Source organism: Rhizobium sp. Rhizsp42, assembly GCF_047304155.1.
In the GTDB taxonomy this organism is placed as follows: domain Bacteria; phylum Pseudomonadota; class Alphaproteobacteria; order Rhizobiales; family Rhizobiaceae; genus Rhizobium.
Window position 1 is genome coordinate 1 of record NZ_JBGLYS010000012.1, and the last position, 25,743, is coordinate 25,743.

27 protein-coding genes and 1 other RNA gene are annotated in these 25,743 nt (G+C 63.2%); 16 read left to right on the forward strand and 12 right to left on the reverse strand.

What is annotated here, in order from left to right; all coding sequences use genetic code 11:
• Positions 1-173: 173 nt before the first annotated feature.
• Genes recF through ACCD05_RS13465 form a run of 3 tightly spaced genes read left to right on the forward strand, consistent with a single transcriptional unit; the run spans position 174 to position 2,604 of the window.
• Positions 174-1,298, forward strand: coding sequence for a DNA replication/repair protein RecF (gene recF / locus ACCD05_RS13455; protein ID WP_413393254.1), 1,125 nt, complete (start codon positions 174-176; stop codon positions 1,296-1,298).
• The gene (locus ACCD05_RS13460; protein WP_413393256.1) at positions 1,295-2,134 is read left to right on the forward strand and encodes a molybdopterin-synthase adenylyltransferase MoeB; all 840 of its coding nucleotides are present in this window, start codon (positions 1,295-1,297) and stop codon (positions 2,132-2,134) included. The genes recF and ACCD05_RS13460 overlap by 4 nt, the downstream gene beginning before the upstream one ends.
• Positions 2,131-2,604 carry a GNAT family N-acetyltransferase gene (locus tag ACCD05_RS13465; protein ID WP_413393258.1) on the forward strand — a complete coding sequence of 158 codons (474 nt, stop codon included), beginning with the start codon at positions 2,131-2,133 and terminating at the stop codon, positions 2,602-2,604. The genes ACCD05_RS13460 and ACCD05_RS13465 overlap by 4 nt, the downstream gene beginning before the upstream one ends.
• An 8-nt stretch (positions 2,605-2,612) precedes the next feature.
• Here ACCD05_RS13465 and ACCD05_RS13470 read toward each other — a convergent pair whose 3' ends face one another.
• Positions 2,613-3,614 carry a 2-hydroxyacid dehydrogenase gene (locus ACCD05_RS13470; RefSeq protein WP_413393260.1) on the reverse strand — a complete coding sequence of 334 codons (1,002 nt, stop codon included), beginning with the start codon at positions 3,612-3,614 and terminating at the stop codon, positions 2,613-2,615.
• A gap of 183 nt (positions 3,615-3,797) precedes the next feature.
• Here ACCD05_RS13470 and ACCD05_RS13475 point away from each other — a divergent pair, with 183 nt between their 5' ends.
• Positions 3,798-4,337: an SH3 domain-containing protein gene (locus ACCD05_RS13475; RefSeq protein ID WP_018899091.1), complete on the forward strand. Its 540-nt coding sequence runs from the start codon at positions 3,798-3,800 to the stop codon at positions 4,335-4,337.
• 99 nt (positions 4,338-4,436) lie between these two features.
• Here ACCD05_RS13475 and ACCD05_RS13480 read toward each other — a convergent pair whose 3' ends face one another.
• Together ACCD05_RS13480 and ACCD05_RS13485 are read right to left on the reverse strand one after the other, a co-directional pair.
• Positions 4,437-5,429, reverse strand: a complete 993-nt coding sequence (locus tag ACCD05_RS13480) for an adenosine kinase (RefSeq protein WP_413393262.1) — start codon at positions 5,427-5,429, stop codon at positions 4,437-4,439.
• A gap of 130 nt (positions 5,430-5,559) precedes the next feature.
• Entirely contained in the window at positions 5,560-5,775 is a 216-nt protein-coding gene (locus ACCD05_RS13485; RefSeq protein WP_413393264.1) for a hypothetical protein, read from the reverse strand.
• 82 nt (positions 5,776-5,857) lie between these two features.
• Here ACCD05_RS13485 and ACCD05_RS13490 point away from each other — a divergent pair, with 82 nt between their 5' ends.
• Entirely contained in the window at positions 5,858-6,802 is a 945-nt protein-coding gene (locus ACCD05_RS13490) for an AEC family transporter (RefSeq protein WP_047506515.1), read from the forward strand.
• A gap of 68 nt (positions 6,803-6,870) precedes the next feature.
• Here ACCD05_RS13490 and ACCD05_RS13495 read toward each other — a convergent pair whose 3' ends face one another.
• The gene (locus ACCD05_RS13495) at positions 6,871-7,446 is read right to left on the reverse strand and encodes a c-type cytochrome (protein ID WP_112982896.1); all 576 of its coding nucleotides are present in this window, start codon (positions 7,444-7,446) and stop codon (positions 6,871-6,873) included.
• A gap of 158 nt (positions 7,447-7,604) precedes the next feature.
• On the opposite strand from ACCD05_RS13495, the gene ACCD05_RS13500 reads away from it, so the two are divergent.
• Positions 7,605-8,360 (forward strand): 3-deoxy-manno-octulosonate cytidylyltransferase, encoded by a 756-nt coding sequence (locus tag ACCD05_RS13500; RefSeq protein ID WP_112982897.1) that lies wholly within the window; start codon positions 7,605-7,607, stop codon positions 8,358-8,360.
• 10 nt (positions 8,361-8,370) lie between these two features.
• The gene (locus ACCD05_RS13505; RefSeq protein WP_047506519.1) at positions 8,371-9,231 is read left to right on the forward strand and encodes a prephenate dehydratase; all 861 of its coding nucleotides are present in this window, start codon (positions 8,371-8,373) and stop codon (positions 9,229-9,231) included.
• Positions 9,232-9,278: 47 nt separating this feature from the next.
• On the opposite strand, the gene ACCD05_RS13510 is transcribed toward ACCD05_RS13505, so the two are convergent.
• From ACCD05_RS13510 to ACCD05_RS13530, 5 genes are all read right to left on the reverse strand, one after another.
• On the reverse strand, positions 9,279-9,647 hold the full coding sequence (locus tag ACCD05_RS13510) for a VOC family protein (protein ID WP_209188669.1): 369 nt from the start codon (positions 9,645-9,647) through the stop codon (positions 9,279-9,281).
• 99 nt (positions 9,648-9,746) lie between these two features.
• Positions 9,747-10,025: a hypothetical protein gene (locus tag ACCD05_RS13515; RefSeq protein WP_413393268.1), complete on the reverse strand. Its 279-nt coding sequence runs from the start codon at positions 10,023-10,025 to the stop codon at positions 9,747-9,749.
• Between the two features lie 52 nt (positions 10,026-10,077).
• Entirely contained in the window at positions 10,078-10,782 is a 705-nt protein-coding gene (locus tag ACCD05_RS13520; protein WP_413393270.1) for a helix-turn-helix transcriptional regulator, read from the reverse strand.
• 9 nt (positions 10,783-10,791) lie between these two features.
• Positions 10,792-11,751 (reverse strand): NAD(+) diphosphatase, encoded by a 960-nt coding sequence (gene nudC, locus ACCD05_RS13525; protein ID WP_413393272.1) that lies wholly within the window; start codon positions 11,749-11,751, stop codon positions 10,792-10,794.
• On the reverse strand, positions 11,748-12,158 hold the full coding sequence (locus tag ACCD05_RS13530; protein ID WP_018899102.1) for an HIT domain-containing protein: 411 nt from the start codon (positions 12,156-12,158) through the stop codon (positions 11,748-11,750). Before ACCD05_RS13530 ends, nudC begins: the two co-directional genes overlap by 4 nt.
• Positions 12,159-12,247: 89 nt before the next feature.
• Between ACCD05_RS13530 and ffs the strand changes: the two genes are divergently transcribed.
• The 3 genes from ffs (at position 12,248) to ACCD05_RS13545 (ending at position 14,618) form a co-directional block, all read left to right on the forward strand.
• An RNA gene (gene ffs / locus ACCD05_RS13535) (signal recognition particle sRNA small type) lies at positions 12,248-12,344 on the forward strand.
• 47 nt (positions 12,345-12,391) lie between these two features.
• Positions 12,392-14,272, forward strand: a complete 1,881-nt coding sequence (locus ACCD05_RS13540; RefSeq protein ID WP_413393275.1) for a DNA polymerase III subunit gamma/tau — start codon at positions 12,392-12,394, stop codon at positions 14,270-14,272.
• 22 nt (positions 14,273-14,294) lie between these two features.
• Positions 14,295-14,618: a YbaB/EbfC family nucleoid-associated protein gene (locus ACCD05_RS13545; RefSeq protein ID WP_018899104.1), complete on the forward strand. Its 324-nt coding sequence runs from the start codon at positions 14,295-14,297 to the stop codon at positions 14,616-14,618.
• 72 nt (positions 14,619-14,690) lie between these two features.
• Here ACCD05_RS13545 and ACCD05_RS13550 read toward each other — a convergent pair whose 3' ends face one another.
• A complete protein-coding gene (locus ACCD05_RS13550) occupies positions 14,691-15,221 on the reverse strand; it encodes a DUF992 domain-containing protein (protein ID WP_413393277.1) in 531 nt (176 codons plus the stop codon).
• A gap of 105 nt (positions 15,222-15,326) precedes the next feature.
• The gene (locus ACCD05_RS13555; protein ID WP_413393279.1) at positions 15,327-15,944 is read right to left on the reverse strand and encodes an MOSC domain-containing protein; all 618 of its coding nucleotides are present in this window, start codon (positions 15,942-15,944) and stop codon (positions 15,327-15,329) included.
• 56 nt (positions 15,945-16,000) lie between these two features.
• Here ACCD05_RS13555 and recR point away from each other — a divergent pair, with 56 nt between their 5' ends.
• Both recR and ACCD05_RS13565 read left to right on the forward strand, forming a co-directional pair.
• Entirely contained in the window at positions 16,001-16,606 is a 606-nt protein-coding gene (gene recR, locus ACCD05_RS13560; protein ID WP_018899107.1) for a recombination mediator RecR, read from the forward strand.
• A 173-nt stretch (positions 16,607-16,779) separates the two neighbouring features.
• Entirely contained in the window at positions 16,780-18,045 is a 1,266-nt protein-coding gene (locus tag ACCD05_RS13565; protein WP_413393282.1) for a lytic murein transglycosylase, read from the forward strand.
• A gap of 3 nt (positions 18,046-18,048) precedes the next feature.
• Here ACCD05_RS13565 and ACCD05_RS13570 read toward each other — a convergent pair whose 3' ends face one another.
• Positions 18,049-19,680 carry an MFS transporter gene (locus ACCD05_RS13570; protein ID WP_413393284.1) on the reverse strand — a complete coding sequence of 544 codons (1,632 nt, stop codon included), beginning with the start codon at positions 19,678-19,680 and terminating at the stop codon, positions 18,049-18,051.
• Between the two features lie 232 nt (positions 19,681-19,912).
• On the opposite strand from ACCD05_RS13570, the gene rimP reads away from it, so the two are divergent.
• From rimP to infB, 4 genes are all read left to right on the forward strand, one after another.
• A complete protein-coding gene (gene rimP, locus ACCD05_RS13575; RefSeq protein WP_047506543.1) occupies positions 19,913-20,518 on the forward strand; it encodes a ribosome maturation factor RimP in 606 nt (201 codons plus the stop codon).
• Positions 20,519-20,578: 60 nt separating this feature from the next.
• Entirely contained in the window at positions 20,579-22,183 is a 1,605-nt protein-coding gene (nusA, locus tag ACCD05_RS13580; RefSeq protein WP_018899111.1) for a transcription termination factor NusA, read from the forward strand.
• Positions 22,183-22,872 carry an RNA-binding protein gene (locus tag ACCD05_RS13585; protein ID WP_413393287.1) on the forward strand — a complete coding sequence of 230 codons (690 nt, stop codon included), beginning with the start codon at positions 22,183-22,185 and terminating at the stop codon, positions 22,870-22,872. The genes nusA and ACCD05_RS13585 overlap by 1 nt, the downstream gene beginning before the upstream one ends.
• A gap of 99 nt (positions 22,873-22,971) precedes the next feature.
• Entirely contained in the window at positions 22,972-25,737 is a 2,766-nt protein-coding gene (gene infB, locus ACCD05_RS13590) for a translation initiation factor IF-2 (RefSeq protein ID WP_111563048.1), read from the forward strand.
• Positions 25,738-25,743: the final 6 nt, after the last annotated feature.

Consider the following 25,743-nt stretch of genomic DNA (forward strand, 5'->3'; position numbering starts at 1 on the left):
CTCCCCACCTGTGGGGGAGATGCCCGGCAGGGCAGAGGGGGGTAACACACGGCACAATGCTCAACGTCTGATCGCCCGCTGCAAAAGAACGCTATCGACCCGCCCTACACCCCCACCCTTGCCATCCGCGCCCATAGCGCTTAGCTCTCAGCCGTCACGAATCCGGATAAAGCATGCCCCACAAGGTTTCCCTGTCCCGTCTCAAGCTCACCGACTTTCGCAATTATGCGTCGGCCGGTTTGCAGCTGGATGGCCGGCATGTGGTGCTGGTGGGGGATAATGGGGCCGGCAAGACCAATCTGATGGAGGCGGTGTCGTTTCTGTCGCCGGGCCGGGGCATGCGCCGCGCCACCTATGGCGATGTCACCCGCGTCGGCGCCCATGGCGGCTTCACGATCTTCGCGGCTCTCGACGGCATGGACGGCGAGGTCGAGATCGGCACCGGGGTCGACGGCAACGACGAGAACACGTCGCGGCGGCTCCGCATCAACGGCACGCCGGCGAAGACCGCCGACGAGCTCACCGATCACCTGCGCCTTCTCTGGCTGACGCCGTCGATGGACGGCCTCTTCACCGGCGGTTCGTCCGAGCGCCGCCGCTTTCTCGATCGCCTCGTGCTGTCGCTGGATCCCGCCCATGGCCGCCGCGCCAGTGATTTCGAGCGCGCCATGCGCAGCCGCAACAAGCTACTCGACGAGCGCCGTTTCGACCCCTCCTGGCTCTCGGGCATCGAGGAGCAGATGGCAACGCTCGGCATCGCCATGGCCATGGCCCGCCAGGAAATGCTCGGCCTCCTCGTCCGCCTCATCGAGGAAACCCGCGAAACCTCGCCATTCCCCTCGGCCTCGCTCGATCTCGCCGGCTTCATGGATGGCCAGTTCGATCGCCCCGCCGTCGATCTCGAGGATGAATACGCGGCACAGCTCGCCGAAAGCCGCTACCGCGACGCCGCCGCCAGCCGCACGCTGGAGGGGCCGCACCGCGCCGACCTGCTTGTCCGCCACCGCGACAAGCGCATGGAAGCCGCGCGCTGTTCGACCGGCGAGCAGAAGGCGCTGCTTGTTGGCCTCATCATGGCGCATGCCCGCCTCGTCGCCAATCTCACCGGCCATGCGCCGATCCTGCTGCTTGACGAGATCGCCGCCCATCTCGACGAAAACCGGCGCGCAGCACTTTTCGATCTGATCGACGCGCTCGGCGGTCAGGCCTTCATGACCGGCACCGACCGCTCGATGTTCGCAGCACTCGGCGATCGGGCGCAGTTTTTCACCGTTGCCGATGGAAAGATATTCGAATGACCGACACTTTCCCCGCCGCCAAGGGCCATGCTAGCATCGCGCCCATGGAACCGTTGAGCCCGGAAGAAATCGCCCGCTACCAGCGCCACATCCTGCTGCCTGAGATCGGCGGCGCCGGCCAGCAGAAGCTGAAGGCAGCGCGTGTGCTCGTCATCGGCGCCGGCGGCCTCGGCGCTCCCATCCTGCAATATCTCGCGGCAGCCGGCGTCGGCACGCTCGGCATTTCCGACGACGACCGGGTGTCGCTCTCCAATCTGCAGCGCCAGGTCATCCACGATTCCGGCACGATCGGTGAATTGAAGACGGAAAGTGCGGCCTTCGCCATCGCCAGGCTCAATCCGCATGTGCGCGTCATCCGTTTCGAGGAGCGCTTCTCCGCAGATAGCGCCCGCCGCCATCTCTCCGGCTTCGATCTCGTCATCGACGGCTCGGATAATTTCGACACGCGCTATACCGCCGCTGACGCCGCCGAAGCAGCGCAGTTGCCGCTGGTAACCGGCGCCGTCGGCCGGTTCGATGGCTCGGTCACCGTGCTGAAGCCCTATGAGACATCGACCGATGGCGCGCTCAACCCCACTTACCGCGACCTCTTCCCGGAAAAGCCGCCGGAAGGCCTCATCCCCGTTTGCGCCGAGACCGGCGTCATCGGCGCACTCACAGGCGTCATCGGCACGCTGATGGCGATGGAAGCGATCAAGCTCATCACAGGCACCGGCGAGCCGCTGGTCGGACGCCTGCTGCTCTATGATGCGCTTTCTGCGCGCTTCGACACCATCCGCTACAAGCGCCGGCGCGCCCGGCACAGCCAAAGCCAGAGCGAGAGCCAGGCATCGTGACCATCCTTCGTCTGGATTCCGGTTTCTCCCGCTGGGACGAGCTTCTCGCGCTCATCCTGTCGTCCTTCGCTTACATGAACGGCCGCATCGACCCGCCATCCTCGGCGCTTGGGCTGACGGTCGAATCGCTGGCGGCCAAGGCGCAAGCCGAGATCGCCTATGTCGTGATCCAAGATGGCGCGCTTGTCGGCTGCATTTTCCTGCGGCCGGAGGCGGATTGCCTCTATGTCGGCAAGCTGGCGGTGGCGCCGGCTGCCGAGCGGCGCGGCGTCGGTAGGCGGCTACTTGGCATCGCGGAGGACACCGCTCGCGCACTTTCGCTGCCGGCGTTGAGACTGGAAACACGCATCGAGCTCACGGAGAACCACGCCGTCTTCGGCCGCTGGGGCTTCGAGAAGACCGCCGAGAACGCCCATCCGGGCTTCACCCGCGTCACCTCGATCGAGATGCGCAAGCGCCTGCCGGTTTAGAGCTTGGCTTAGCGCCCCGGCAGCACCCGGTTCGGCGGACGGTGGCCGTCCATGAAGGCGCGGATGTTGATGATCACCTTGTCGCCCATGTCTATACGGCCCTCGATCGTCGCCGAGCTCATGTGCGGCAAGAGCACCACCTTGCCCTCGTTGGCAAGCTTGATCAGCTTCGGATTGACCGCCGGTTCGTTCTCGAACACGTCTAGCCCGGCGCCCGCAAGCTTGCCTTCCCTCAGCGACTTGATCAGCGCCGCCTCGTCGATCACGTCGCCGCGGGCGGTGTTGACGAGATAGGCCGTCGGCTGCAGCAGCGCGAGGCGCCGTGCCGAGAGCAGATGGAAGGTCGCCGGCGTCGACGGGCAGTTGACCGAGACGATGTCGACGCGCGCCAGCATCTGGTCGAGGCTTTCCCAATAGGTCGCCTCAAGCTCGTCTTCCGTCGTCGCCGTCACCCGCTTGCGGTTGTGATAATGGATCGAGAGACCGAAGGCCTTGGCGCGGCGGGCAACGGCGGTGCCGATCCGGCCCATGCCGACAATGCCGATCCGCTTGCCGTGGATGCGCCGTCCGAGCATCCAGGTGGGCGACCATCCGGCCCATTCGCCGGGCCTGTCGGTCAGCACACGCGCACCTTCGCCAAGCCGGCGCGGCACGGCGAGGATCAGCGCCATCGTCATGTCGGCGGTATCCTCGGTGAGCACGTTGGGTGTGTTGGTGACGGTAATCCCCTTGCGGGCGGCGGCCTCCACGTCGATGTGATCAGTGCCGTTGGAGAAGCTCGCGATCAGCTTCAATTGCGGACCGGCCTCGTCGATCAGCGCCGCGTCGATCCGGTCGGTCACCGTCGGCACCAGCACGTCGGCGTTCTTCATCGCAGCGGCAAGTTGGGCTGCGGTACGTGGCGTGTCGTCGATATTGAGCTCGGCGTCGAACAATTCGCGCATGCGCGTTTCGACGGCATCCGGCAGCTTGCGGGTAATGTAGACCTTCGTTTTTTTCTTTGTCGTCATATCCTGGAGCTGCTGCCTTGTTCAGAGGTCCTTAACCAAGACGCGGGATAATTTTCCCGTTCCGGGGAATTTCTACCAGACCCGTACGCGAAGACAAACAAAACTCGTTGAGCGTGCGCGGGAATGTCGAGGTCCGGAAATCAGGCGGAGGAACCGCCTGGGTTTTAGCGAACGGAAATCGTCATGCGCAGCACAGTCCTGAAATCATGCCTCGCCCTCGCGTTGGGCTTTGTGCTTTCGGCCGGCACCGCCGAGCTTGGCTACGCCCAGGCGGCGAAGGGTCCGAGCGGCCTGCCGCTGCCGCGCTTCGTCACGCTGAAATCCAAGCGCGTCAATCTGCGCATCGGCCCCGGCACCGATTATGCCGCGTCGTGGATGTATCTGAAAGCCGGCCTGCCGGTGGAAATCATCCAGGAATATGACAACTGGCGCCAGGTGCGCGATGCCGATGGCACCGAGGGCTGGGTCAACCAGTCGCTGCTGTCTGGTTCCCGCGCCGCAATTGCCGCTCCCTGGATGAAGGGCAAGGGCAAGAGCGTTTTCGTCAACGTGCGCCGCGAGGCCCAGCCATCCGCGACCGTCGTCGCCAAGCTGGAGCCCGGTGTGATGATGAACATCGGAGAATGTACCGGCGACTGGTGCCTCGCCAAGATCGACGGCGCCGAAGGCTGGGTGGCGCAGTCGGAAATCTGGGGCGCCTATCCCGGAGAGGCCTTCAAGTAAGGCCGATCCCGGCGAAGCCTTCAAGTAAGTGAGGCCTTCAAATAAGAGAAGCCTTCAACGGATTGAAGGCTTCCAGGTAAGCAAGAGGTAAGTCGGGCCTTAGAGAAGGCCCGCCTGCTTGCCAGCTTCAGCAAGCGACTTCATCGGACGCGGTCCGATCTGCTGGATGACGATGCCGGCCGCCAGGCAGCCGAGCTTGCCGCAATCCTCGAGCGTCCGCCCCTGCGTGTAGCCGTAGAGGAAGCCCGCCGCGAACAGATCGCCGGCGCCGGTCGTATCGACAAGCTCCTTGATCTCGATGGCGCTGACATAGAAGCGCTCGCTGCCCTTCAAGATGACGGCACCCTCTTCGCTCATCGTCACCGCGGCGATCTTGCAATCCTGCGCGATCTTCACGAGCGCCTCTTCGAAATCCTCGGTTTCGTAGAGCGCCAGCGCCTCCTGCTTGTTGGCGAAGACGATATCGACGGTGCCCGAGCGCATCAGGTCGAGAAACTCGTCGCGGTAGCGGCCGACGCAGAAGCTGTCGGAGAGCGTCATCGACATTTCGCGGCCGTTCTCATGGGCGATGCGGGCGCAATCGCGGATCGCTTCCTTGGCGCGCGGCGGATCCCAGAGATAGCCTTCGAAATAGGTGACCTTCGACTGCGCCACGACCTCGGGCTCGACATCCTCGGGTCCGAGCTCGACGCAGGCGCCGAGATAGGTGTTCATCGAGCGCTCGCCATCTTCTGTCACGAAGATCATCGAGCGGGCGGTCGGCGGGAACTTGCCCTTCGGCTGCGTCTGGTAGTGCACGCCCTGGGCGCGGATGTCGTGGGCGAAGATCTCGCCGAGCTGGTCTTCCGCGACCTTGCCGAAATAGGCGGCCTTGCCGCCGAAATTGGCGATACCGGCCGCCGTGTTGCCGGCGCTTCCGCCCGAGGCTTCCAGCGCCGGGCCCATGTGGTTGTAGAGCAGTTCGGCGCGCTCGGCATCGATCAGGTTCATCGCTGCCTTGGTGATCTTGTGATCAATGAGGAACTGGTCGTCGCAACGCGCGATAATATCGACGATGGCGTTGCCGACAGTCAGTACATCGAATTTGGTCATGAAATGGGAGGTCCCGGTTTTGGTGATAGCCGGTAGTCGGTCTTAGCGGATTTTCAGCCCATGGGAAGCAGAAATGCCGGATTTGCGGCCAATCCTTTCGCAAAAATGCCGCGCCGACGTCATTCGCCTGTCATTTTGGCTGGCTATATCTCTCATCAACAAGATCGGCATGGACGGCTTTAGGGCAGTCGCCGATCGAGAAGGGTCCGACAGATAAAGTCATGCCCTTCGACGATACCGGTGCGACGCTGACCACGGATGAACTGGCAGCATGACCAACCGGCAATCCGGCAAGACCGGATGCGGAAAAGCGGGCCGAACCCCGCTTTTTTTGCGTTTGTGCCACGGCCAATCTCATTCCGGTTTGTCAGCGCGAACAGTTTGCTGTTAGACCTTTGATATTCCATGCAATAGGCAATCCGTCCCCGATGTCCGCCATCTTTCTCGACGTTCTTCCCATCTTCGTGATGATCTTGATCGGCTGGCTGATCGTCAAAGTGGGGTTGATGAAGGCGGAGGTCGGCGATGCGCTGAGCGACTTCGTCTTCAAGATCGCCGTGCCGTTGCTGCTCTTCCGCACCATCGCCGAAGCGGACTTCAAGGGCGCCTCGCCCTTCCGGCTCTGGATCGCCTATTTCTCCGGCGTCGCCATCACCTGGACCGCCGCCCACATCGCCGCCACGCGTTTCTTCGGTCGCGATGACCGCATCGGCGTGCTTGCCGGCGTGTCGTCGGCCTTTGCCAACACCATCTTCATCGGCCTGCCGCTCGTTCAGCGCACCGTCGGTGACAAGGGCCTCGTGCCGCTGTCGATCCTGATCGCCGTGCACCTGCCGGTCATGATGATCATCGGCACCATCCTGATGGAGCGTGCCGAGCACAAGATCGCCGGTGGCAAGGGTCGCAGCATCGTCGCGGTGCTGCGCCAGATCGCCAGCAATCTCGTGCGCAATCCGCTGGTCATCGGGCTAGCCGGTGGTGCCCTCATGCATCTGCTCGGCTGGACGATGCCGATGCCGGTCGAACTGGTGGTCGATCAGATCGCTGGCGTATCCGGCCCTGTCGCCCTGATCTCGCTCGGAATGGCGCTGCAGCAATACGGCACCTCCGGCAATGTCGGCATCGCCAGCGTCACCTCGGCCTTCAAGCTTCTGCTCTTGCCTGCCTGCGTCTGGACGACCAGCCATCTGCTCGGCCTGGAAAGCGATTGGACCGCGGCACTCGTTCTGATCTCGGCCGTTCCGACAGGCGTCAACGCCTGGCTGATCGCCAACCGCTTCGGCGTCGGCCATAGTCTTGCCGCCTCGACGATCACGCTGACGACAGCACTCGGCGCCATCACCGTCTCCTTCTGGGCCTACCTCCTCGGATAATCGAAATACCCGAAACGAAAAAGCCCGGCGCATCGGCCGGGCTTTCGTATTTCATGCAATGGATGATCTCACTGCGTCGCCGAATCAGGCGCGTTTGGATCGGGCAGCGGCACCGGCGAATCGGCCAGCGTGTGCAGGTAGAGGATCACGTTGGCGCGGTCGGTGTCCTTCTGGAGGCCGGCAAAGCCCATCGCCGTTCCGGCAATGTACTTCTTCGGCGCGGCCAGGAAGTGGTTCAGGTGATCGAAAGTCCACTTCTCGCTAGCGCCCTTGGAAAAATCCTTCATGGCAGCCGAATAGGCGAAACCTTCATGCGCGCCGATGGGACGATCTACGACACCAAAGAGGTTCGGCCCGACCTTGTTCGGTCCCCCTTTCGTGCCGTCATGACAGGCCTGACACTTCTTGAAGACCGTTTCGCCGGCCTTCGCGTCGGCTTTCGCAAGCAACTGCGCGATCGGCACGGCGGCAGCCGGAGCAGCGCCACCGGCATCGGCGGCCGAAGCTTCCTCGGCTACAATGGCAAAGCCCTCTTTCTCCGGATTTTCCGAATGAAACAGGCTTTCCGAAGCGATGGATACGGACATCAGGACGAAAACCGTCCCAAGTAGCGCTCCCACCGCCGTATTCACGTAAGAATTCATCTGTGATGCTCCCCCCTCACAGCCGGCAGACATAAAACCGGTCTGTCACTTGAAATCGAGCGAAACCTATGTCTTTTGGCTAATTCTTGCAACAGCCGAACGCCTCGGCAGCATGAGACTTTTTGACACCTTTCCGCCCGGAAATGAAGGCCTGAGCAATGGCAAGTCCAAATTTAGACAACGTACTCGTCCTCATTCCGGCCCGCATGGCATCCACCCGACTGCCCGGAAAGCCGCTCGCGGACATCTGCGGCAAGCCGATGGTCATCCAGGTGGCTCTTCGAGCGAAGGAGGCCGCGATCGGCCGCGTGGTCGTTGCCGTCGACGAGCAGGAAGTGTTCGACGTGGTCGCCGCCGCGGGTTTCGAGGTGGTCATGACCGCCAAGGCGCATCAATCCGGCTCCGACCGCATTTACGAAGCGCTGACCAAGGTCGATCCCGAAGGCCGCATCGAATACATCGTCAACGTCCAGGGCGACCTGCCGACGATCGAGCCGGAGACGGTGCGCGCATCGCTGCGCCCGCTTGAAGACGCCGCCGTCGATATCGCCACGCTGACGATCGCCATCGACAACGAGGAAGACAAGACGGCACCGCATATCGTCAAGGTGGTCGGCTCGCCGCTGTCCGAAACCCGCATGAGGGCGCTCTACTTCACGCGGGCGACGGCACCTTATGGCGAAGGCCCGCTCTATCATCACATCGGCCTCTACACCTATCGCCGCGCGGCGCTGGAGCGCTTCGTATCGCTCGGACCCTCCACGCTCGAAAAGCGCGAATCGCTGGAGCAACTGCGGGCGCTGGAAGCGGGCATGCGCATCGATGTCGAGATCGTTGACACCGTTCCGCTCGGTGTCGATACTCCCGCCGACCTTGAAAAGGCGCGGCGCATTCTTTCCGCACAATTGAAGTAACGGATCTCCCATGAGCATCAAGACCAACAAAATCGCCTTCCAGGGCGACTTCGGCGCCAATTCCGACATGGCCTGCCGCGACATGTTTCCTGATATGGATCCGCTGCCGTGCCAGACCTTCGAGGATGCCTTCGTGGCGCTGGAAAGCGGCGATGCCGATCTGGCGATGATCCCGATCGAAAACACCATCGCCGGCCGCGTCGCCGATATTCACCACCTGCTGCCGGAATCGCGCCTGCACATCATCGGCGAATACTTCATGCCGATCCGCTTCCAGCTCATGGTGCTGCCGGGCGTCACCAAGGACGAGGTCCGCACGGTCCACAGCCACATCCACGCACTCGGCCAGTGCCGCAAGATCGTGCGCGCCAATGGCTGGAAGGCCGTGGTCGCCGGCGATACGGCGGGTGCTGCCAAGCTGGTGCAGGAAACCGGCGACCGCTCGATGGCAGCCCTTGCGCCACGTCTGGCAGCCGACCTCTACAAGCTCGATATCATCGCCGAAAACGTCGAGGACACCGAAGACAACGTCACCCGCTTCGTCATCCTATCGCGCGACGAGAAGTGGGCCGAGCGCGGCGCGGCCGAAGAGAAGCTGGTCACCACCTTCGTCTTCAACGTCCGCAACATTCCGGCCGCGCTCTACAAGGCGCTCGGCGGCTTTGCCACCAACAGCATCAACATGACCAAGCTGGAAAGCTACCAGCTCGGCGGCAAGTTCGTCGCCACCCAGTTCTATGCCGACATAGAAGGCCACCCCGGCGACGCCAACGTCCGCCGCGCGCTGGAAGAACTGCAGTTCTTCTCCGAGAAGGTCCGCATCCTCGGCGTCTACAAGGGCCACCCGATGCGGGGCCTGCTGCAGAAGTAACGACAAAAGGGCGCCGAGGCGCCCTTTTTAATGCTCTGCAGCAATGCTTACTTATCCGGCTCACAAACCCGCAGCCGATGCCCATCCGGATCGAGCACTACGAAGGTCGGGCCGAAGTCGAGGTCGGTGAGGTCCTGGGCGATCGGCAGGTGGCGGTCGCGCCAGTCGCGGTAGAGATTGGAGACGCCGTTTTCGCCCGGCACCATAAAGGCGATCTCGGCGCGGCTGCCGATCGCCGATGGTTGCGGCACGACGCTGCTCAGTCGCCACAGGCCCAGCGTGAAACCGCCATCAAGCGCGAAAGCCACGAAATTGGGAGCGGCGGCAACCGGCTCGCGGTTGAGCAGCGCCTTGTAGAAGCTGGCACTCTCGGCGGGATCGCGGACATAGAGAATGATGAGATTGGGGCTGTTCATGATGGTGTCCCTCTGCGTGAAAATGACGTGATGATGCGAACGCCGCCGGGCTTGCCGGCAGCGGTCAAAAGCGTGATTGAAATGTGAAAGTGTGGTCGGTTACCGCTCGCGGTCGCGGTCGCGGTCGCGGTCGCGGCTGCCCCAGTCGATGACGCCGATATCGCGCCTCAGATTCTCCGACATCGACTGCGGATCGAGACGCGGCGCACCAGTACGCCCCATGCTATGCGCCATGCCGCGCGATGCATTCTGCATCATCCTGAGCATCAGCGATTGCGGATACCAGGTGTCGGAGCTGGCCTCGTCGGAACGGTGGTTGCCGCGCGTCGTCTGGCCCATCGTCTGGCCCATGGTCTGGGACGTGTTCAGGCTCGTCATGGCAGGTCCTCCTGTTTCGATAGGACCCATACTAGACTCATATACTGTCAGTTTATGGCAGTAGTGTTTGCCGTTCGCGCGGCACGATTTCGCGGTCGCTCCACTCTTGCAGCAGCACGGCGCGGCGGCGCGGATAGCGCATTTCCTGCGGGATCATCTCGACGATGCGATCGGTCCGGAAATGGCGGTAATCCTGTCTGAGCTCGCACCAGGCAACGATCATCCGGACCTGCTCGGTATAGCTGATCGCGAAAGGCCAGACATTGCGGATGGAGACCGCGCCGCCCTCGTCGGTATAGGTCAGCTTCAGCACCCGCTCGCCGCGGATCGCCTTGCGGATCACGCCCATGTCGGCCTTGCTCGATATCGGCGGGCGCATGTGGATGAGGAGAGGGGAGGTCTCGATCTCGTCTCGGATCTCGCGCGGCAAAACGTCGGCGATCTTGGCGAGCGCGTCGGCGCCCGCTGCCGCCAGCCTCGGATCGGCCGCCCGCGCCACCCAGCGCGATCCCAGCACCAGCGCCTCGATCTCGTCCTGTGAAAACATCATCGGCGGCAGCATGAAGCCGGGCCTGAGGATATAGCCAAGCCCCGGCTCGCCCTCGATCAGCGCCCCCTGCGCCTGCAGGCTGGCGATGTCGCGGTAGAGCGTGCGGATGCTGACGCCGGTTTCCTCCGCCAGCACCGCGCCGCTCACGGGTCGTCTATAGCGACGGAGCGTCTGCAACAGGGTCAGCAACCTCTCGGAGCGTGCCATGATACTGGCCTACTTCTTCCACTCCACCCAGTCGCGCATCAGGCGGTGGGCGATGGCGCCCTTCGGTGGCGGCGCTTTGCCCGTCGTGCCAGGGCGCTCGAGCATCTCGATCGTTTCCTCGCGGGTAAACCAGCGGCAGTCCTCGAGCTCCTGCTCGTCGCGGGTAATGTCGCGTGATTTGGCCTCGGCGTAGCAGCCGATCATCAGCGTGTGCGGCATCGGCCAGGGCTGCGAGGCGTGGTAGCGGATGCGCCCGGTACGGATGCCGGATTCTTCCAGCGTCTCGCGGCGCACCGCGTTCTCGATGGTTTCACCGGGCTCCACGAAGCCGGCGAGACAGGAATACATGCCGGGTGCGAAGTGCGCACCGCGCCCGAGCAGGCAGAGATCACGCTCCTCGTCGATGGTGAGCATGATGACGACAGGGTCGGTGCGCGGGAAGATCGTGTGCTGGCAGGCGGAGCAGACGCGCTTGTAGCCGCCGATATGCATCTCCATGCCGGAGCCGCAGCGGCCGCAGAACCGGTTGTCGCTGTTCCAGCGGATCAGGCTGGCGCCCTGCGCGAATTCGCCGAGCAGCACGTCGTCGAGCAGCGTGTCGCGATAGAGCGAGCGGCCGTCGGCGGGCTTGTATTGGTTCGAAAGCTGTTCTTCCGGCACGGCGACCGGCACCGCCAATCTCGGCTCGCCGCTCTTGCGGTAGCCGAGCAGGATCGTCTCGTCCCAGTTGGGCTTGAGATCGGTCAGCTCGTAGCGCGCAAACAGCGGGTCGAGCACCTGGCCGTCATGCTTCAATACCAGCTTGTCGCCGGTAAAGGCGAAGATATGGGTTCCATCCTTGGCGAGCGCCTCGTCCACCGAGTTTTCGTTGCGATGCTCGGAATCGCGGATCAGGTCGTTGGCGGCGAATGCCGTCAGATTGCTGGGCTCGGGATGGGGTACATCCGTCTCGAAAAGCGAACGGCTCATGATGAAAGGGCTTCCCGCATCGTCTCTATGAATTGGTCTCGTTTCGCGTCTTCATAGGCCTCCGCCTTGCCGTAGCCCCAGATCGGGCCGGGCCAGTTCGGATCACCTTCGAAGCGCGCGACGACATGAACATGAAGCTGGCGGACGATATTGCCAATAGCCGCGACATTGATTTTTGTCGCCCCGGTCACCTTCTTCAGGGCCGTCGATGCCAGCTCCGTCTCGAAGGTCAGCATCACCTGGTCGAGCGGCGTCAGCTCGAAAATCTCGGTGATATCGGTGCGCTGCGGCACGAGGATCAGCCATGGCCAGCGACAGTCCCTGGCGAGCCGGAAGTCGCAGAGGCCCGTTTTCAGGATACTGATGCTGTCATTGGCCAGCCGGTGGTCGAGTTTGAAAGCGTCCAACGGGTATTCCTCCAGAGTTTTCCATAGGCTAGCAGTTTTTTCGGAGCTTGGCTTGCTTTTGATCGCGATATTGCCGATATGTGCCTTCGGGAGGTTGGTGGTGGACGAGCCACTCGCCAACCGGGTCAGGTCCGGAAGGAAGCAGCCCTAACGAGCCAGGCACGGGTCATCGTGCCAGCCTCCCACCCTTCTCTCCATCCTTTGCCCGAAGAGTTCGGGCGTTAAGCAGGGCGATGAGCGACACCGAGCGACAATCACAAGATGCCGCCTCGACGGGCACCGGATACCGGGTGCTAGCACGCAAATACCGCCCCAAGGATTTCACGGATCTGATGGTCGGCCAGGAGCCGATGGTCCAGACCCTGACCAACGCCTTCGAGACCGGCCGTATTGCGCAGGCCTACATGCTGACCGGCGTTCGCGGGGTCGGCAAGACGACGACCGCCCGCATCCTGGCGCGCGCGCTGAATTACAAGACAGCCGAGATCGACAAGCCGACGATCGATCTGCGCATCCCCGGCGACCACTGCCAGGCGATCATGGAAGGTCGCCATGTCGATGTCATCGAGATGGACGCCGCCTCGCATACCGGTATCGACGATATCCGCGAGATCATCGAGCAGGTGCGCTATCGCCCGGTGTCTGCGCGCTACAAGGTCTACATCATCGACGAAGTGCACATGCTCTCGACGCAGGCCTTCAACGGCCTGTTGAAGACGCTCGAAGAGCCGCCGGAGCATGTGAAGTTCATCTTCGCCACGACCGAAATCCGCAAGGTGCCGATCACGGTGCTGTCGCGCTGCCAGCGCTTCGATCTGCGCCGCATCAGCGCGTCCGATCTCGTCGGACTGTTTACCACGATCGCATCGAAGGAAGGCATCGAGGCCGAGCCGGATGCGCTGGCGATGATCGCGCGTGCCGCCGAAGGCTCGGCGCGCGACGGCCTGTCGCTGCTCGACCAGGCGATCGCCCATGGCGGCGGCGCGGTGCTGGCCGAATCGGTGCGCGGGATGCTCGGCCTCGCCGACCGCGCCCGCATCGTCGATCTCTTCCAGCACGTCATCAAGGGTGACGTGGCCGCGGCCCTTGGCGAATTCGAGAGCCAGTACGAGGCCGGCGCCAATCCGGTGGCGGTGCTGACCGATCTTGCCGATTTCACGCATCTTGTGACGCGTCTGAAATACGTGCCGGATGCCGCAAAAGATCCCTCGCTCAGCGAAATCGAGCGCACCAAGGGCGCCGAATTCTCGCAAGGCGTCGCCGTCACCGCGCTGTCGCGCATCTGGCAGATGCTCTTGAAGGGCATTCCTGAGGTGGAAGCATCCTCGCGTCCGTCGGGTGCCGCCGAAATGGTGCTGATCCGCCTGGCACACGCCGCCCATCTGCCTGCCCCCGAGGACGCGGCCCGTCGGCTTGCGGAATTCTCCGAAAACAATGGCGGCGCGCGTTCGCCCTCACCATCCGGCAATGGTGGTGGAAACGGCGGTGCGACCGTCAGCTATCAGGGCAATGTCATGGCCCGCGCCGCGGAAGCCGCAGCACCACGTCCGCAGCCCGCCGGCCCGACCGCCATGCTGCGCGTCGTCCAGAACTCTGATCCTCAGAGCCTGGCCGTCGGCCGCACCGAGGCGAAGGCCGCCGATGCGCCGCAGCCGCTGGTGCGGGTCAATTCGGTCAGCGATATCGCCAACCTCGCCGGCGAAAAGCGCGATGTGAAGATCAAGGCGCTGGTGCGCAATTTCGTGCGCCCGGTTCGCGTTCAGCCCGGCATCCTGGATGTCAACCTGACGGAAGGCGCGCCGGGAACGCTGCTGAACGAACTTGCGCTGAAGCTCAAGGAATGGACCGGCATCCACTGGATCGTCAGCCTCAGCCGCGAAGCCGGCCAGCCGACCATGGTGGAAGCCGAAGCCAACGCCAAGGCGCAACAGGTGAGCGACGCCCGGCAGGATCCTGATGTGGCGGCCATCCTCTCGCAGTTTCCAGGCGCCAAGATCATCGACGTTCGCGTCCGCGCGCCGGAACCGGAAGAAGAGGAAGGTCCCGTGCAGGCGCCGGCGACCGCCGAATCCGAAGAGGGCGATATCCTGCCCGGCGACGACATAGAATTCTGAGACACCAAGAAGGAGCAAGACGATGCGCGACATCATGGGCATGATGGGCAAAGTCAAGGAAATGCAGGCCAAGATGGAGCAGATGCAGGCGGAAATCGCCACGCTCACGGCCGAAGGCAAGTCTGGTGGCGGTCTCGTGACCGTCGTAATCACGGGCAAGGGCGAAATGCAGAGCCTGAAGATCGACCCGTCGCTCTTCAAGGAAGACGACGTCGAGATTCTCGAGGATCTGATCGTCGCCGCCCACAAGGATGCCAAGGAAAAGGCCGACGCGGTCGCCGCCGAAAAGACCAAGGCGCTGACGGCAGGCCTGCCGATCCCGCCCGGCTTCAAGATGCCCTTCTGATCATTCGATCCAATTTGGATTTTGCAAGCGCCAGCGCCCATCGGGTGGCCGGCGCTTGTCGTTTGAGAACGCTTATTTCGTGTGCTTCTGCGTGTGGTGTTTGGCGGGCTTTGCCTTCGGCGGCGGAACGAAGGTCAGCTTCATGTTGGCGATGCCGGCCGCGACGTTGAGCCCGGACGTGCCCTCGACCGACAGCGGCTGCAGCGCCACCGATCCCTCCAAGCCGCCCACCAGCGCATTCGCCCCGAGACCGAGGCCGACGGTCGCATTGGCCGCCACGCCGGAATAGCTGCCCTGCAGCGCGCCTTCGGGGTGGTTCGCCGGCGCATAGACGTACCAGATCAGCGTTCCGCCTTTCAGCATGCCGATATCGACGCCGATCTTGGTGATCGCGCCGCGGTAATGCTCCACATGCCCCGGCTGCGAGGGCGTGAACATGCAGTCCACCTCCCGTTTCGAGCCGATGATCATGCCGATTCCCGCCGAGATATCGCAGGTCAGCGACCCCGCATGCACATTCGCCGCCGCCGCCGGCTGGGGAGCGGAAAGGGCCGTCGCGGCGGCAACGGCAAGGGCGATCGAGGTAAACTTGAAGACGGACATGCAGGCCTCCTTGGATTGGCACACCGTCAGAAGGAAATTAGGAGACGTCCTGATATCAGCAAGTGATCATAAAAGCGGAATCTCGGGGTCGCGACCCACGCGGGCTTAGTTTTCCGCGAGAAGGCTGTCGCGCAGCTTGTAATGGATCGGCGCGGCGAGATAGCGGGCGCGGTCTTCTGTAGAAAGACGCCTGCCGAATGTTGCAATCATCTCCGGCATCGTGACCCGCGCTCCCTCGAACCGCTGCCATTCCACGCTTTCGCCTGCTGTCACCGTCCCGGGTTCGATCACCCGGCAATAGATGCCCGGCCGGCCGGCGCGGGTGTAGCGCTTGACGAACAACGGATCGCCCATGCGCGCCGCGAAGGTGGCGCAGGGGATACGCGCCGAGGTGACCTCAAGCACAAGATCGCCGGCTATGAACCGATCGCCGACCGCGACCATGGTGTTGTCGAGCCCCTCGATGACGAGGTTTTCGCCGAAGGTGCCGGGGGCGATCGTCTGGCCGAGTTCCGCCGACCACCAGTCGAGCGTCAGCGATCCCTCGACATAGACGGCCTGGTCGACACCGCCATGGTGCTTTCGGTTGCAGATCGCATCGCCCAGCAGTCCTTCGGCATCGACGAGCACGCCGCCGGTGATGGCGTGCTTGTTGATGCCGGTCTTGTAGCTCTTGCCGGGGAGCTTCTCGGCGTTGCCGATGCAGACGGCGAGGATTTTCATAAGGCCCGCTTTTCTGTCCGTTTCCGTTTTTCAAACATATGGGCTAAGAACCCGATATGGCAAAGCGAGTCACCGGCCCCGAAATCGAAAAACTCATCCAGCTGCTGGCGAAGGTGCCGGGCCTCGGCCCACGCTCCGCGCGCCGCGCCGCGCTGCACCTGATCAAGAAGAAGGATCAGCTGCTCGGGCCGCTGGGCAGCGCCATGGGCGAAGCCTACGACAAGGTCAAGATCTGCTCGCGCTGCGGCAATGTCGATACGTCCGATCCCTGCACCGTCTGCACCGACGATCGACGCGACCAGTCCGTCATCATCGTCGTCGAAGATGTCTCCGACCTCTGGGCGCTGGAGCGTGCGGCCGCTTTGAACGCCGCGTATCACGTGCTCGGCGGCACGCTCTCACCGCTCGATGGCGTCGGCCCGGATGATCTCAACATCAAGGGCCTGATCGAACGCGTCACGGCCGGCGGCATCAAGGAACTGATCATCGCCGTCAACGCCACCGTCGAGGGGCAAACCACAGCACACTATATAACCGACCAGCTGGCCGGGCTCGATGTGAAGATCACGCGACTGGCGCATGGCGTGCCTGTTGGCGGTGAGCTGGATTATCTCGACGAGGGCACACTGACGGCGGCGCTTCGGGCGCGGACGTCGATATGAGGGGAGATGAGGTGAGGGGAAATTTGATGCCGTCCGAGATCGGAAATACCCCCCTCTGCCCTGCCGGGCATCTCCCCCACAAGGGGGGAGATCGACTCGTGGCGGGCTTCCAGTCAAACAATGAGAGTGGAGCGAGCGTTCGCTTCCAGCCAATCTCCCCCCTTGTGGGGGAGATGTCCGGCAGGACAGAGGGGGGTATCGCACGGCATGCCCTCGCTATTCTTCTCACTTTCCTCGCAACCTCACATGCAGCCCACGCCGCCCCCTCGAAAGCCCAAGTCGAAGCCCAATTCGAGCGCTGGGTGCAAGCCGACCTCTGGCCGGAAGCGCAAAAGAGCGGCATATCCGAAAAGACCTTCAAGGCCGCATTCGCAGGCGTCACGCTCGATTGGTCGCTAAACGACCTCGCCCCTCCCGGCTTCCCGCCGCCGAAGGAGCAGAAGCAGACGCAGGCCGAGTTCTCCTCGCCGGCGCCCTATTTCAACGATGACCGGCTGAAGCGCCTGGCCGTCACCGGCCGCAGCTTCCAGACGCAATATGCCTCGACACTGAAGAAGATCGAGAAGACCTATGGCGTGCCCGGCTCGATCGTGCTTGCGATCTGGGGCCGCGAGACCGGCTTCGGCGCCGCCAAGATCCCGAATTCCGGCATCGAGGTGCTGGCCACCAAGGCCTTCATGTCCACCCGCAAGGAGATGTTCCGCACCGAGCTGATCGCCGGCCTGCACATCATCGACGGCGGCGACGTGACGGCGGCCGATTTCAAGGGATCGTCGGCCGGCGCGCTCGGCCAGCCGCAGTTCATGCCGACGAGCTATCTGAAATATGCCGTCGATTTCGATGGCGACGGTCACCGCAACATCTGGACCTCGGTTCCCGATACGCTGGGCTCGATCGCCAACTTCCTGGTCAAGAAGGGCTGGCAGGCGAACCGCGGCTGGGGCTACGAGGTGACGATCCCTGAAAACGTCTCCTGCGCCCAGGAAGGCCCCGATCTCGGCAAGCCGATTTCCCACTGGAATTCGCTCGGCATCGACCGTATCTCCGGCAAGGCCTTCCCCTCGGGCGAGAAGAACGCGACGGGCATGATGATGGTGCCGGCCGGCCGCGACGGCCCGGAATTCCTGGTGACGCCGAATTTCTACGTCATCAAGGAATACAACAATTCCGATCTCTACGCGCTCTACATCGGCAATCTGGCGGACCGCATCGCTTATGGTTCCGGCGCGTTCGAAGGCGCCTGGGGCGATGTCGGCAAGATGCTGCGCTCGGATGTCGCCACCATGCAGAAGGCGCTGGAGAAGAAGGGCTACGACGTCGGCGGTTCCGATGGCCTGCCCGGCTACAAGACGCGCCGCTCCATCGGCCAGTGGCAGGAAAAGAACGGCATGAAGCCGACCTGCTATCCCGAGGCGCACATGATCGGGAAGCTCAAGTAAGTTCTAGTGGTGCAGGTCGATATGCGCCTTGAAGAACAGGTCGTCGCTGGGCGGAATGGCCTGCCGCTCGATCATCCGGTGCACATGTGGCGCGGCCTCGCCGCGATGCAGCGCCCTTAGCCGGTCTGTGTTTTCGCCGTCCACCTGGGTTCGCCGCTGGTTGTGGCGGATATACTCGACCCATGTCGGCGTGTGGTAGGTCTCGGTCCACGAGCCCGGCTTTTCCAGATCGCGCATCAGCGCCCAGTTGCGCGCCCCATCGCGGATGCGGATACGCCGCCGCTCGCCCATCAGCTTCAGGAACTCCGGCACGTCGAGATCGTCGATTTCGTAATCGACCTGGATGACGACAGGGCCGCTGCGCGGCGTGATATCGAGGCCGAGCGACGGCTCGGTGAAGCGGTTGAGCGGATCGAGGTTGAGCGTCTCGAAGGCCGGCATGGCGAATTTCAGCCCGATGACGATACCGAACAGCATGACGACGGCTGACATCAGCAGCGCGTTGGCGACGCCGTAATTGTCAGCGGCGACGCCCCAGATCCAGCTGCCGCCGGCAATCCCGCCGAAGGTCACGGTCTGGTAGAGCGACAGCGCCCGGCCGACCACCCAGCGCGGCGTCGAGAGCTGCACGATGGTGTTGAACAGCGACAGCGCCAGCACCCAGCAGGCGCCCGAGATCACCAATCCCAAGCAGGTGACCGCCGAAATCGGGCTGAAGGCCGCAATCGCGGCGCTGAGCGCGAAGCCTGCAAACGACAGACGCACGATCGTCTCGCTGGAGAAGCGCTCGCGCAGCCTGGCGTTCAACACCGCGCCGCCGATGGCGCCGATGCCGAAGGAGCCAAGCATCAGGCCGTAGGTCAGCGGGCCGCCGACCACCAGCTCCAGCGCCACGATCGGCAGCAGCGCGAGGATCGAGCTGGCGCTGATGCCGAAGATCAGCCCGCGCAGCATGACTTTCTGCAGGTTGGGCGACATCGAGATGTAGCGCAGCCCGGCGAAGATGGCGCTGCCGAGCGCCTCGCGCGGCAGCGTGGTCGCGGGGTAGGTCGGCTTCCAGCGCATCAGCGCATAGATCAGCGCGAAATAGCTCATCGTATTGACGGCAAAGGCGGCTGCCGCACCGGCGGCCGCCACGATGATGCCGCCGATCGCCGGCCCGACGCTGCGGGTGATGTTGAAGCCGACGCTGTTCAGCGTCACCGCGCCGGGCAGATCGGCGCGCGGCACCATGTCTCCCACCGAGGCCTGCCAGGAGGGATTGTTGAGTGCCGTTCCGCAGCCGAGCAGGAAGGTGAAGAACAAGAGCAGCCAGGGCGAGAGGATCCCGAAGAACGCGAAGATGCTGAGCAGTGCGGAGACCGCCAGCATGAAACATTGCGCCGTCAGCATCACCCGCCGCCGGTCGAAGCTGTCGGCCAGCGCGCCCGAAACCAGCGAGAAGAGCATGATCGGCAGCGCCGTGGAGGTCTGCACCAGCGCCACCATGTCGCCCGAGGCGGTGATCATCGTCATCATCCACGCGGCCCCGACCGCCTGGATCAGGCCGCCGAAATTGGAAGCGATGCTGGCGAACCATATGGTGCGGTAGGTCTCGTGCCTGAGTGGTGCCAGTGTCGATGAAGTATAGGCCACGATTCCTCCCGTCGAATGCCATGCGCTGCGCCAAGCTATATAAGCGAAACGGCGAGCAAGGCCACCGACCGCCTGCCGCAACCGCGCCGCACCGCCGATGGAGCTTGCAATTTCGCGGAAACGGGCCTATATGGCTCTCAAATCTTGATCGCATTGATGAGGAGTGGGCCGCAAGGACCCGCTCTTTTTTATTACCGCGATCGCCCGAAAATATCGCTTAGGAGCGCATCGCTTGTCGGATTCGACGAACGCAGACAATGAACTTGAGCCGCGGCTGATCACCGAGACTGGCCTCGACCAGCGCCTCGCCGCCATCATCGAGCCTGTCCTCATCGACCTCGGCTACCGCCTGATCCGCGTGCGCATGCTCAACCAGAACGGCGCCACCATGCAGATCATGGCCGAGCGCAACGATGGAACCATGGACGTCGAAGGCTGCGAGGAGGTCTCGGTGGCCGTTTCTCCGGTTCTCGATGTGGAAGATCCGATCGATAAAGAGTATCATCTGGAAGTGTCGTCGCCCGGCATCGATCGCCCGATGGTGCGCAAGTCCGATTTCGTGCGCTGGCAGGGCCATCTCTTGAAGTGCGAGACCTCGATCATCGTCGGTGGTCGCAAGCGCTTCCGCGGCAAGATCGTTTCCAGCGACGTCGATGGCTTCACGCTCGAGCGTGACGAGGCTCCGGCCGGCGAGGAAAAGGCGATCGTCATTCCGTTCACGGCGCTTGCCGATGCGAAACTCATTCTGACCGACGATCTGATCCGTGATGCCCTGCGCGCCGACAAGCTGGCGAAGGCAGAGGCCGCGAACCAGAACGAAGCGGAAGACGAAGAATAAACCGATCAACTTGTGGCGCCGGGCAAGGGAAGCCTCAGCGCCTAGACGGAGACAAAACACATGGCAGTCAGTGCGAACCGGCTCGAACTTCTGCAGATCGCAGATGCAGTCGCCCGCGAAAAGGTCATCGACCGCGAGATCGTGCTCGCCGCGATGGCGGACGCGATCCAGAAGGCGGCGCGCTCGCGCTACGGCACTGAATCCAACATCCGCGCCGACATCAACCCGAAGACCGGCGAAATCCGCCTGCAGCGTCTGCTCGAGGTTGTCGAGGCTGCCGAGGACTACTCCACGCAGATCCCGCTCGAACTGGCCCGCGACCGCAACCCGGACGCAGCCCTTGGCGATTTCATCGCCGATCCGCTGCCGCCGATGGATTTCGGCCGTATCGCCGCCCAGTCCGCTAAGCAGGTCATCGTCCAGAAGGTTCGCGAAGCCGAGCGTGATCGCCAGTTCGACGAGTTCAAGGATCGCGTCGGCGAAATCGTCAACGGCACCGTCAAGCGCGTCGAATACGGCAACGTCATCGTCGATCTCGGCCGTGGCGAAGGCATCATCCGTCGCGACGAAATGATCCCGCGCGAAAACGTCCGCTATGGCGATCGCGTCCGCGCATACGTATATGACGTTCGTCGCGAACAGCGCGGCCCGCAGATTTTCCTGTCGCGTACGCATCCGCAGTTCATGGTCAAGCTCTTCACCATGGAAGTGCCTGAAATCTACGACGGCATCATCCAGGTGAAATCGGTTGCCCGCGATCCGGGTTCGCGCGCCAAGATCGCCGTGATCTCGAACGACAGTTCGATCGATCCGGTTGGCGCCTGCGTCGGTATGCGTGGTTCGCGCGTTCAGGCCGTTGTCGGCGAGCTTCAGGGCGAAAAGATCGACATCATTCCCTGGTCGCAGGACCCGGCGACCTTCGTCGTCAACGCCCTGCAGCCGGCTGAAGTCGCCAAGGTCGTTCTCGATGAAGATGCCGAGCGCATCGAAGTCGTGGTTCCGGACGAGCAGCTGTCGCTGGCCATCGGCCGTCGCGGCCAGAACGTTCGCCTCGCATCGCAGCTGACCGGCTGGGATATCGACATCATGACGGAAGCCGAAGAATCGGAACGCCGTCAGAAGGAATTCAACGAGCGCACCAACCTGTTCATGGATTCGCTCGACGTCGACGAAATGGTCGGCCAGGTTCTGGCCTCCGAAGGCTTCGCCGCCGTTGAGGAACTGGCTTACGTCGAACTCGACGAAATCGCCTCGATCGACGGTTTCGACGAAGACACCGCGCAGGAAATTCAAACCCGCGCCCGCGAATATCTCGAAAAGCTCGAAGCCGAGATGGACGAGAAGCGCAAGGCGCTCGGCGTGTCCGACGAACTGCGTGGCATCGACGGCATGACCGCCCAGATGATGGTCGCGCTCGGTGAGGATGGCATCAAGACGATGGAAGACTTCGCCGGCTGCGCAGCCGACGATCTCGTCGGCTGGAGCGAGCGCAAGAACGGCGAGACCAAGAAGTTCGAGGGCCTGTTCTCGAAGTTCGACGTTTCGCGCGTCGAAGCTGAACAGATGGTCGTTCAGGCCCGCCTCGCGGCTGGCTGGATCACCGAAGAGGACCTTGCGAAGGAAGCGGAAGCTGAAGAAGCTCCCGAGGCCGAGCAGGAAGTTTAATGTCTGCGCGTGAGCCTACCGTTTCTCCTGAGGACGACGATCTTGCAGGTTATGACGTGAATGGTCGCATGTGCATCGTGACGCGCGAAAGCGGATCGCCGGATGAGCTGATCCGCTTCGTCGCCGCTCCCGATGGGACGGTGGTGGCCGACCTGAAGCGTCAGCTTCCGGGTCGCGGTTGCTGGGTGAAGATCGACCGCGCTCTGGTCGACAAGGCGGTGGCGAAGAAAGCCTTCGCCCGCGCCCTGAAAACGGATGTGAAGGCGGCCGCCGATCTCGGCGAGACCGTCGACAAGCTGCTGATGCAGCAACTGATGCAGATGATGAACATGGCCCGCAAGGCCGGACAGTTCATCACCGGCGCCTCGAAGGTGGATGCCGCGATCCGCAGTGGCGCGGCACTTGCCGTGTTCCATGCAACGGACGCGGCGGCCGACGGCGTGAGAAAGATCGACCAGGCCCGCAAGGCCTGGCACCTCGGAATGGAGACCGAGGAGGAAATACCTTCCTACAAACTCTTCTCGGAGAGCGAAATGGAAGGCCTGATGGGTCAGAACGCTTTTATCCATGCTGCAGTGCTTGCAGGGCAGGCGGGTGAGGGTGTAGTGAAGCGCGCAAAGATGCTCGAACAGTACCGCAATGGCGGTCAGTCCCGGGCAGCGGGCGGCGCTGGCCGGCAAAAACAATGATACGGTCACCGGACTTGTCCGGCCCGATGTCATTGATCGACATTTTGATTGACAGGGACTGATGACGTCATCGCTCCCTGTCCGAAGGAACGGGAACGAATGACCGATAGCAATGACGACAAGACACTGAACGGCCCGGGCAAGAAGACTCTGACCCTGAAACCGTCGGGCGTAAGCCAGGGCACCGTGCGCCAGGATATGGGCCGCGGTCGCACCAAGGCGGTCGTTGTCGAGACCCGCAAGCGGCGCCCGATGCGCCCGGAAGACGAACAGCGCCCGATCACCCCGGTGGCAGCACCGGCAGCGCCCGTACGCGCCGCCGAGCCCGCTCCTGCGCCCGCAGCACCGGCAGCGGCAGCTCCGGCTCCGGCGCCTGTTCAGCAGGCCCGCCCGCCGCAGCCCCAGCAGCCGCAGCGCTACAATCAGCCGAGCGGCCAGCAGTATAACCGTCCGCAATCCCAGCAGCCTTCGCGCCAGCAGGATCGTCCGCGCCCGGTGGTTCTGAACCATCTGTCGCCGGAAGAAATGGACGCGCGCCGCCGTGCGCTCGCCATGGCCCAGGTTCGTGATGCCGAGGATGCGGTTCGCCGCGCCGAGGAAGAAAAGCGCCGCGCCGCCGAAGAGATTGTACGCCAGGCCGCTGCCGCTGAAGAAGCCAAGCGCCTTGCTGCTGAAGAAGCAGAACGCGCCGCTGCGGCCGCTGCCGCTCCGCCGGCACCTGCAGCTCCCGCTCCGGCCGCGGAAGCACCGCGCACGCAGGCTGCGGCACCCGCCGTTCGCCGCACCGATGCGCCGTCTTCGGCTCGTCCGGCTCCCGGTGGCGCACCGGCTGCTCCCGGCGTCCGTCGTCGTGAAAATGATGAGGATGATCGCGGTGGTGCACCGCGCGGTGGCGCTCCGGCGCGTGGCCGCGTCGTGCGTCCGGAACCGGCAAAGCCGGTTACCGCGCGTCCGAAGGGTGACGATGGTCGCCGCCAGGGCAAGCTGACGATCACGGCTGCAAGCACGGATGACGACGGCAACAACCGTGGCCGCTCGATGGCCGCCATGCGCCGTCGCCAGGAAAAGTTCCGCCGCAGCCAGATCCAGGAAACCCGCGAAAAGGTTGTTCGCGAAGTCATCCTGCCTGAGACCATCACCATTCAGGAACTGTCGCAGCGTATGTCTGAACGCGCCGTCGACGTCATCAAGTACCTGATGAAGGAAGGCCAGATGATGAAGCCGGGCGACGTCATCGACGCCGACCTCGCTGAACTCATCGCCGGCGAATTCGGCCACACCGTCAAGCGCGTTTCGGAATCCGACGTTGAAGAAGGTATCTTCGACCGGGCCGACGATGCCGGCGAAATGGTTTCGCGTCCGCCAGTCGTCACGATCATGGGTCACGTCGACCACGGCAAGACCTCGCTGCTCGACGCCATCCGTCAGGCAAACGTCGTCTCGGGCGAAGCCGGTGGCATCACACAGCACATCGGTGCCTATCAGGTCGAACAGAACGGTCAGAAGATCACCTTCATCGACACCCCCGGCCACGCCGCCTTCACGGCCATGCGTGCCCGTGGTGCGCAGGCAACCGATATCGCGATCCTCGTGGTCGCGGCCGACGACAGCGTCATGCCGCAGACGATCGAATCCATCAGCCACGCCAAGGCGGCCGGTGTTCCGATCATCGTGGCGATCAACAAGATCGACAAGCACGAAGCCAACCCGGACAAGGTCCGTCAGCAGCTTCTGCAGCACGAAGTCTTCGTTGAATCGCTCGGCGGTGAAGTGCTCGACGTTGAAGTATCGGCGAAGAACAAGACCAACCTCGACAAGCTGCTCGAAGCCGTCCTGCTGCAGGCCGAAATCCTCGACCTCAAGGCCGACCCGACGCGTACTGCCGAAGGTATCGTGATCGAAGCCCAGCTCGACCGTGGTCGTGGTGCGGTTGCGACCGTCCTCGTCCAGAAGGGCACGCTGAAGCCCGGCCAGATCATCGTTGCCGGCGATCAGTGGGGCCGCGTTCGCGCGCTCGTCACCGACAAGGGCGACCATGTCAAGGAAGCGGGTCCTGCCATGCCGGTCGAAGTGCTTGGCCTGTCCGGCACGCCAGCTGCGGGTGACAAGTTCGCCGTCGTCGAAAACGAGAGCCGTGCTCGCGAGATTTCCGAATATCGTCAGCGTCTGGCCCGCGACAAGGCGGTTGCCCGCCAGACCGGCCAGCGCGGTTCGCTCGAACAGATGATGAGCAAGCTGCAGAACACCGGCTTCAAGGAATTCCCGCTGCTCATCAAGGGCGACGTGCAGGGTTCCATCGAAGCGATCATCGGTGCTCTCGACAAGCTCGGCACCGACGAAGTGCGGGCCCGCATCGTCCATTCGGGCGCCGGTGCCATCACGGAATCGGATCTGGCGCTTGCCGAATCCTCCGACGCCGCGATCATCGGCTTCAACGTCCGTGCCAACGCACAGGCACGTGTCGCCGCCGAACGCGCAGGCATCGAGATCCGCTACTACAACATCATCTACGATCTGGTGGATGACGTTAAGGCAGCGATGTCGGGTCTGCTCACGCCGGAACGCCGCGAAACCTTCCTCGGCAATGCCGAGATCCTCGAGGTGTTCAACATCACCAAGACCGGCAAAGTCGCGGGTTGCCGCGTCACCGAAGGCAAGGTCGAACGTGGTGCTGGCGTCCGCCTCATCCGCGACAACGTTGTCATCCACGAAGGCAAGCTCAAGACGCTCAAGCGCTTCAAGGACGAAGTATCGGAAGTTCCGGTTGGTCAGGAATGCGGTATGGCCTTCGAGAACTACGAAGACATCCGCGCGGGCGATGTCATCGAATGCTTCCGCGTCGAGCATATCACCCGTACGCTCTGATCGTGC

What these genes read in the sequence shown, in the direction of transcription:
- recF (WP_413393254.1), top strand. Translation starts at nt 174, where the DNA reads ATGCCCCACAAGGTTTCCCTGTCCCGTCTCAAGCTCACCGACTTTCGC.
- ACCD05_RS13460 (WP_413393256.1), top strand. Translation starts at nt 1,295, where the DNA reads ATGACCGACACTTTCCCCGCCGCCAAGGGCCATGCTAGCATCGCGCCC.
- ACCD05_RS13470 (WP_413393260.1), bottom strand. Translation starts at nt 3,614, where the DNA reads ATGACGACAAAGAAAAAAACGAAGGTCTACATTACCCGCAAGCTGCCG.
- ACCD05_RS13475 (WP_018899091.1), top strand. Translation starts at nt 3,798, where the DNA reads ATGCGCAGCACAGTCCTGAAATCATGCCTCGCCCTCGCGTTGGGCTTT.
- ACCD05_RS13480 (WP_413393262.1), bottom strand. Translation starts at nt 5,429, where the DNA reads ATGACCAAATTCGATGTACTGACTGTCGGCAACGCCATCGTCGATATT.
- ACCD05_RS13490 (WP_047506515.1), top strand. Translation starts at nt 5,858, where the DNA reads ATGTCCGCCATCTTTCTCGACGTTCTTCCCATCTTCGTGATGATCTTG.
- ACCD05_RS13495 (WP_112982896.1), bottom strand. Translation starts at nt 7,446, where the DNA reads ATGAATTCTTACGTGAATACGGCGGTGGGAGCGCTACTTGGGACGGTT.
- ACCD05_RS13500 (WP_112982897.1), top strand. Translation starts at nt 7,605, where the DNA reads ATGGCAAGTCCAAATTTAGACAACGTACTCGTCCTCATTCCGGCCCGC.
- ACCD05_RS13505 (WP_047506519.1), top strand. Translation starts at nt 8,371, where the DNA reads ATGAGCATCAAGACCAACAAAATCGCCTTCCAGGGCGACTTCGGCGCC.
- ACCD05_RS13510 (WP_209188669.1), bottom strand. Translation starts at nt 9,647, where the DNA reads ATGAACAGCCCCAATCTCATCATTCTCTATGTCCGCGATCCCGCCGAG.
- ACCD05_RS13515 (WP_413393268.1), bottom strand. Translation starts at nt 10,025, where the DNA reads ATGACGAGCCTGAACACGTCCCAGACCATGGGCCAGACGATGGGCCAG.
- ACCD05_RS13520 (WP_413393270.1), bottom strand. Translation starts at nt 10,782, where the DNA reads ATGGCACGCTCCGAGAGGTTGCTGACCCTGTTGCAGACGCTCCGTCGC.
- nudC (WP_413393272.1), bottom strand. Translation starts at nt 11,751, where the DNA reads ATGAGCCGTTCGCTTTTCGAGACGGATGTACCCCATCCCGAGCCCAGC.
- ACCD05_RS13540 (WP_413393275.1), top strand. Translation starts at nt 12,392, where the DNA reads ATGAGCGACACCGAGCGACAATCACAAGATGCCGCCTCGACGGGCACC.
- ACCD05_RS13545 (WP_018899104.1), top strand. Translation starts at nt 14,295, where the DNA reads ATGCGCGACATCATGGGCATGATGGGCAAAGTCAAGGAAATGCAGGCC.
- ACCD05_RS13550 (WP_413393277.1), bottom strand. Translation starts at nt 15,221, where the DNA reads ATGTCCGTCTTCAAGTTTACCTCGATCGCCCTTGCCGTTGCCGCCGCG.
- ACCD05_RS13555 (WP_413393279.1), bottom strand. Translation starts at nt 15,944, where the DNA reads ATGAAAATCCTCGCCGTCTGCATCGGCAACGCCGAGAAGCTCCCCGGC.
- recR (WP_018899107.1), top strand. Translation starts at nt 16,001, where the DNA reads ATGGCAAAGCGAGTCACCGGCCCCGAAATCGAAAAACTCATCCAGCTG.
- ACCD05_RS13565 (WP_413393282.1), top strand. Translation starts at nt 16,780, where the DNA reads ATGTCCGGCAGGACAGAGGGGGGTATCGCACGGCATGCCCTCGCTATT.
- nusA (WP_018899111.1), top strand. Translation starts at nt 20,579, where the DNA reads ATGGCAGTCAGTGCGAACCGGCTCGAACTTCTGCAGATCGCAGATGCA.
- ACCD05_RS13585 (WP_413393287.1), top strand. Translation starts at nt 22,183, where the DNA reads ATGTCTGCGCGTGAGCCTACCGTTTCTCCTGAGGACGACGATCTTGCA.
- infB (WP_111563048.1), top strand. Translation starts at nt 22,972, where the DNA reads ATGACCGATAGCAATGACGACAAGACACTGAACGGCCCGGGCAAGAAG.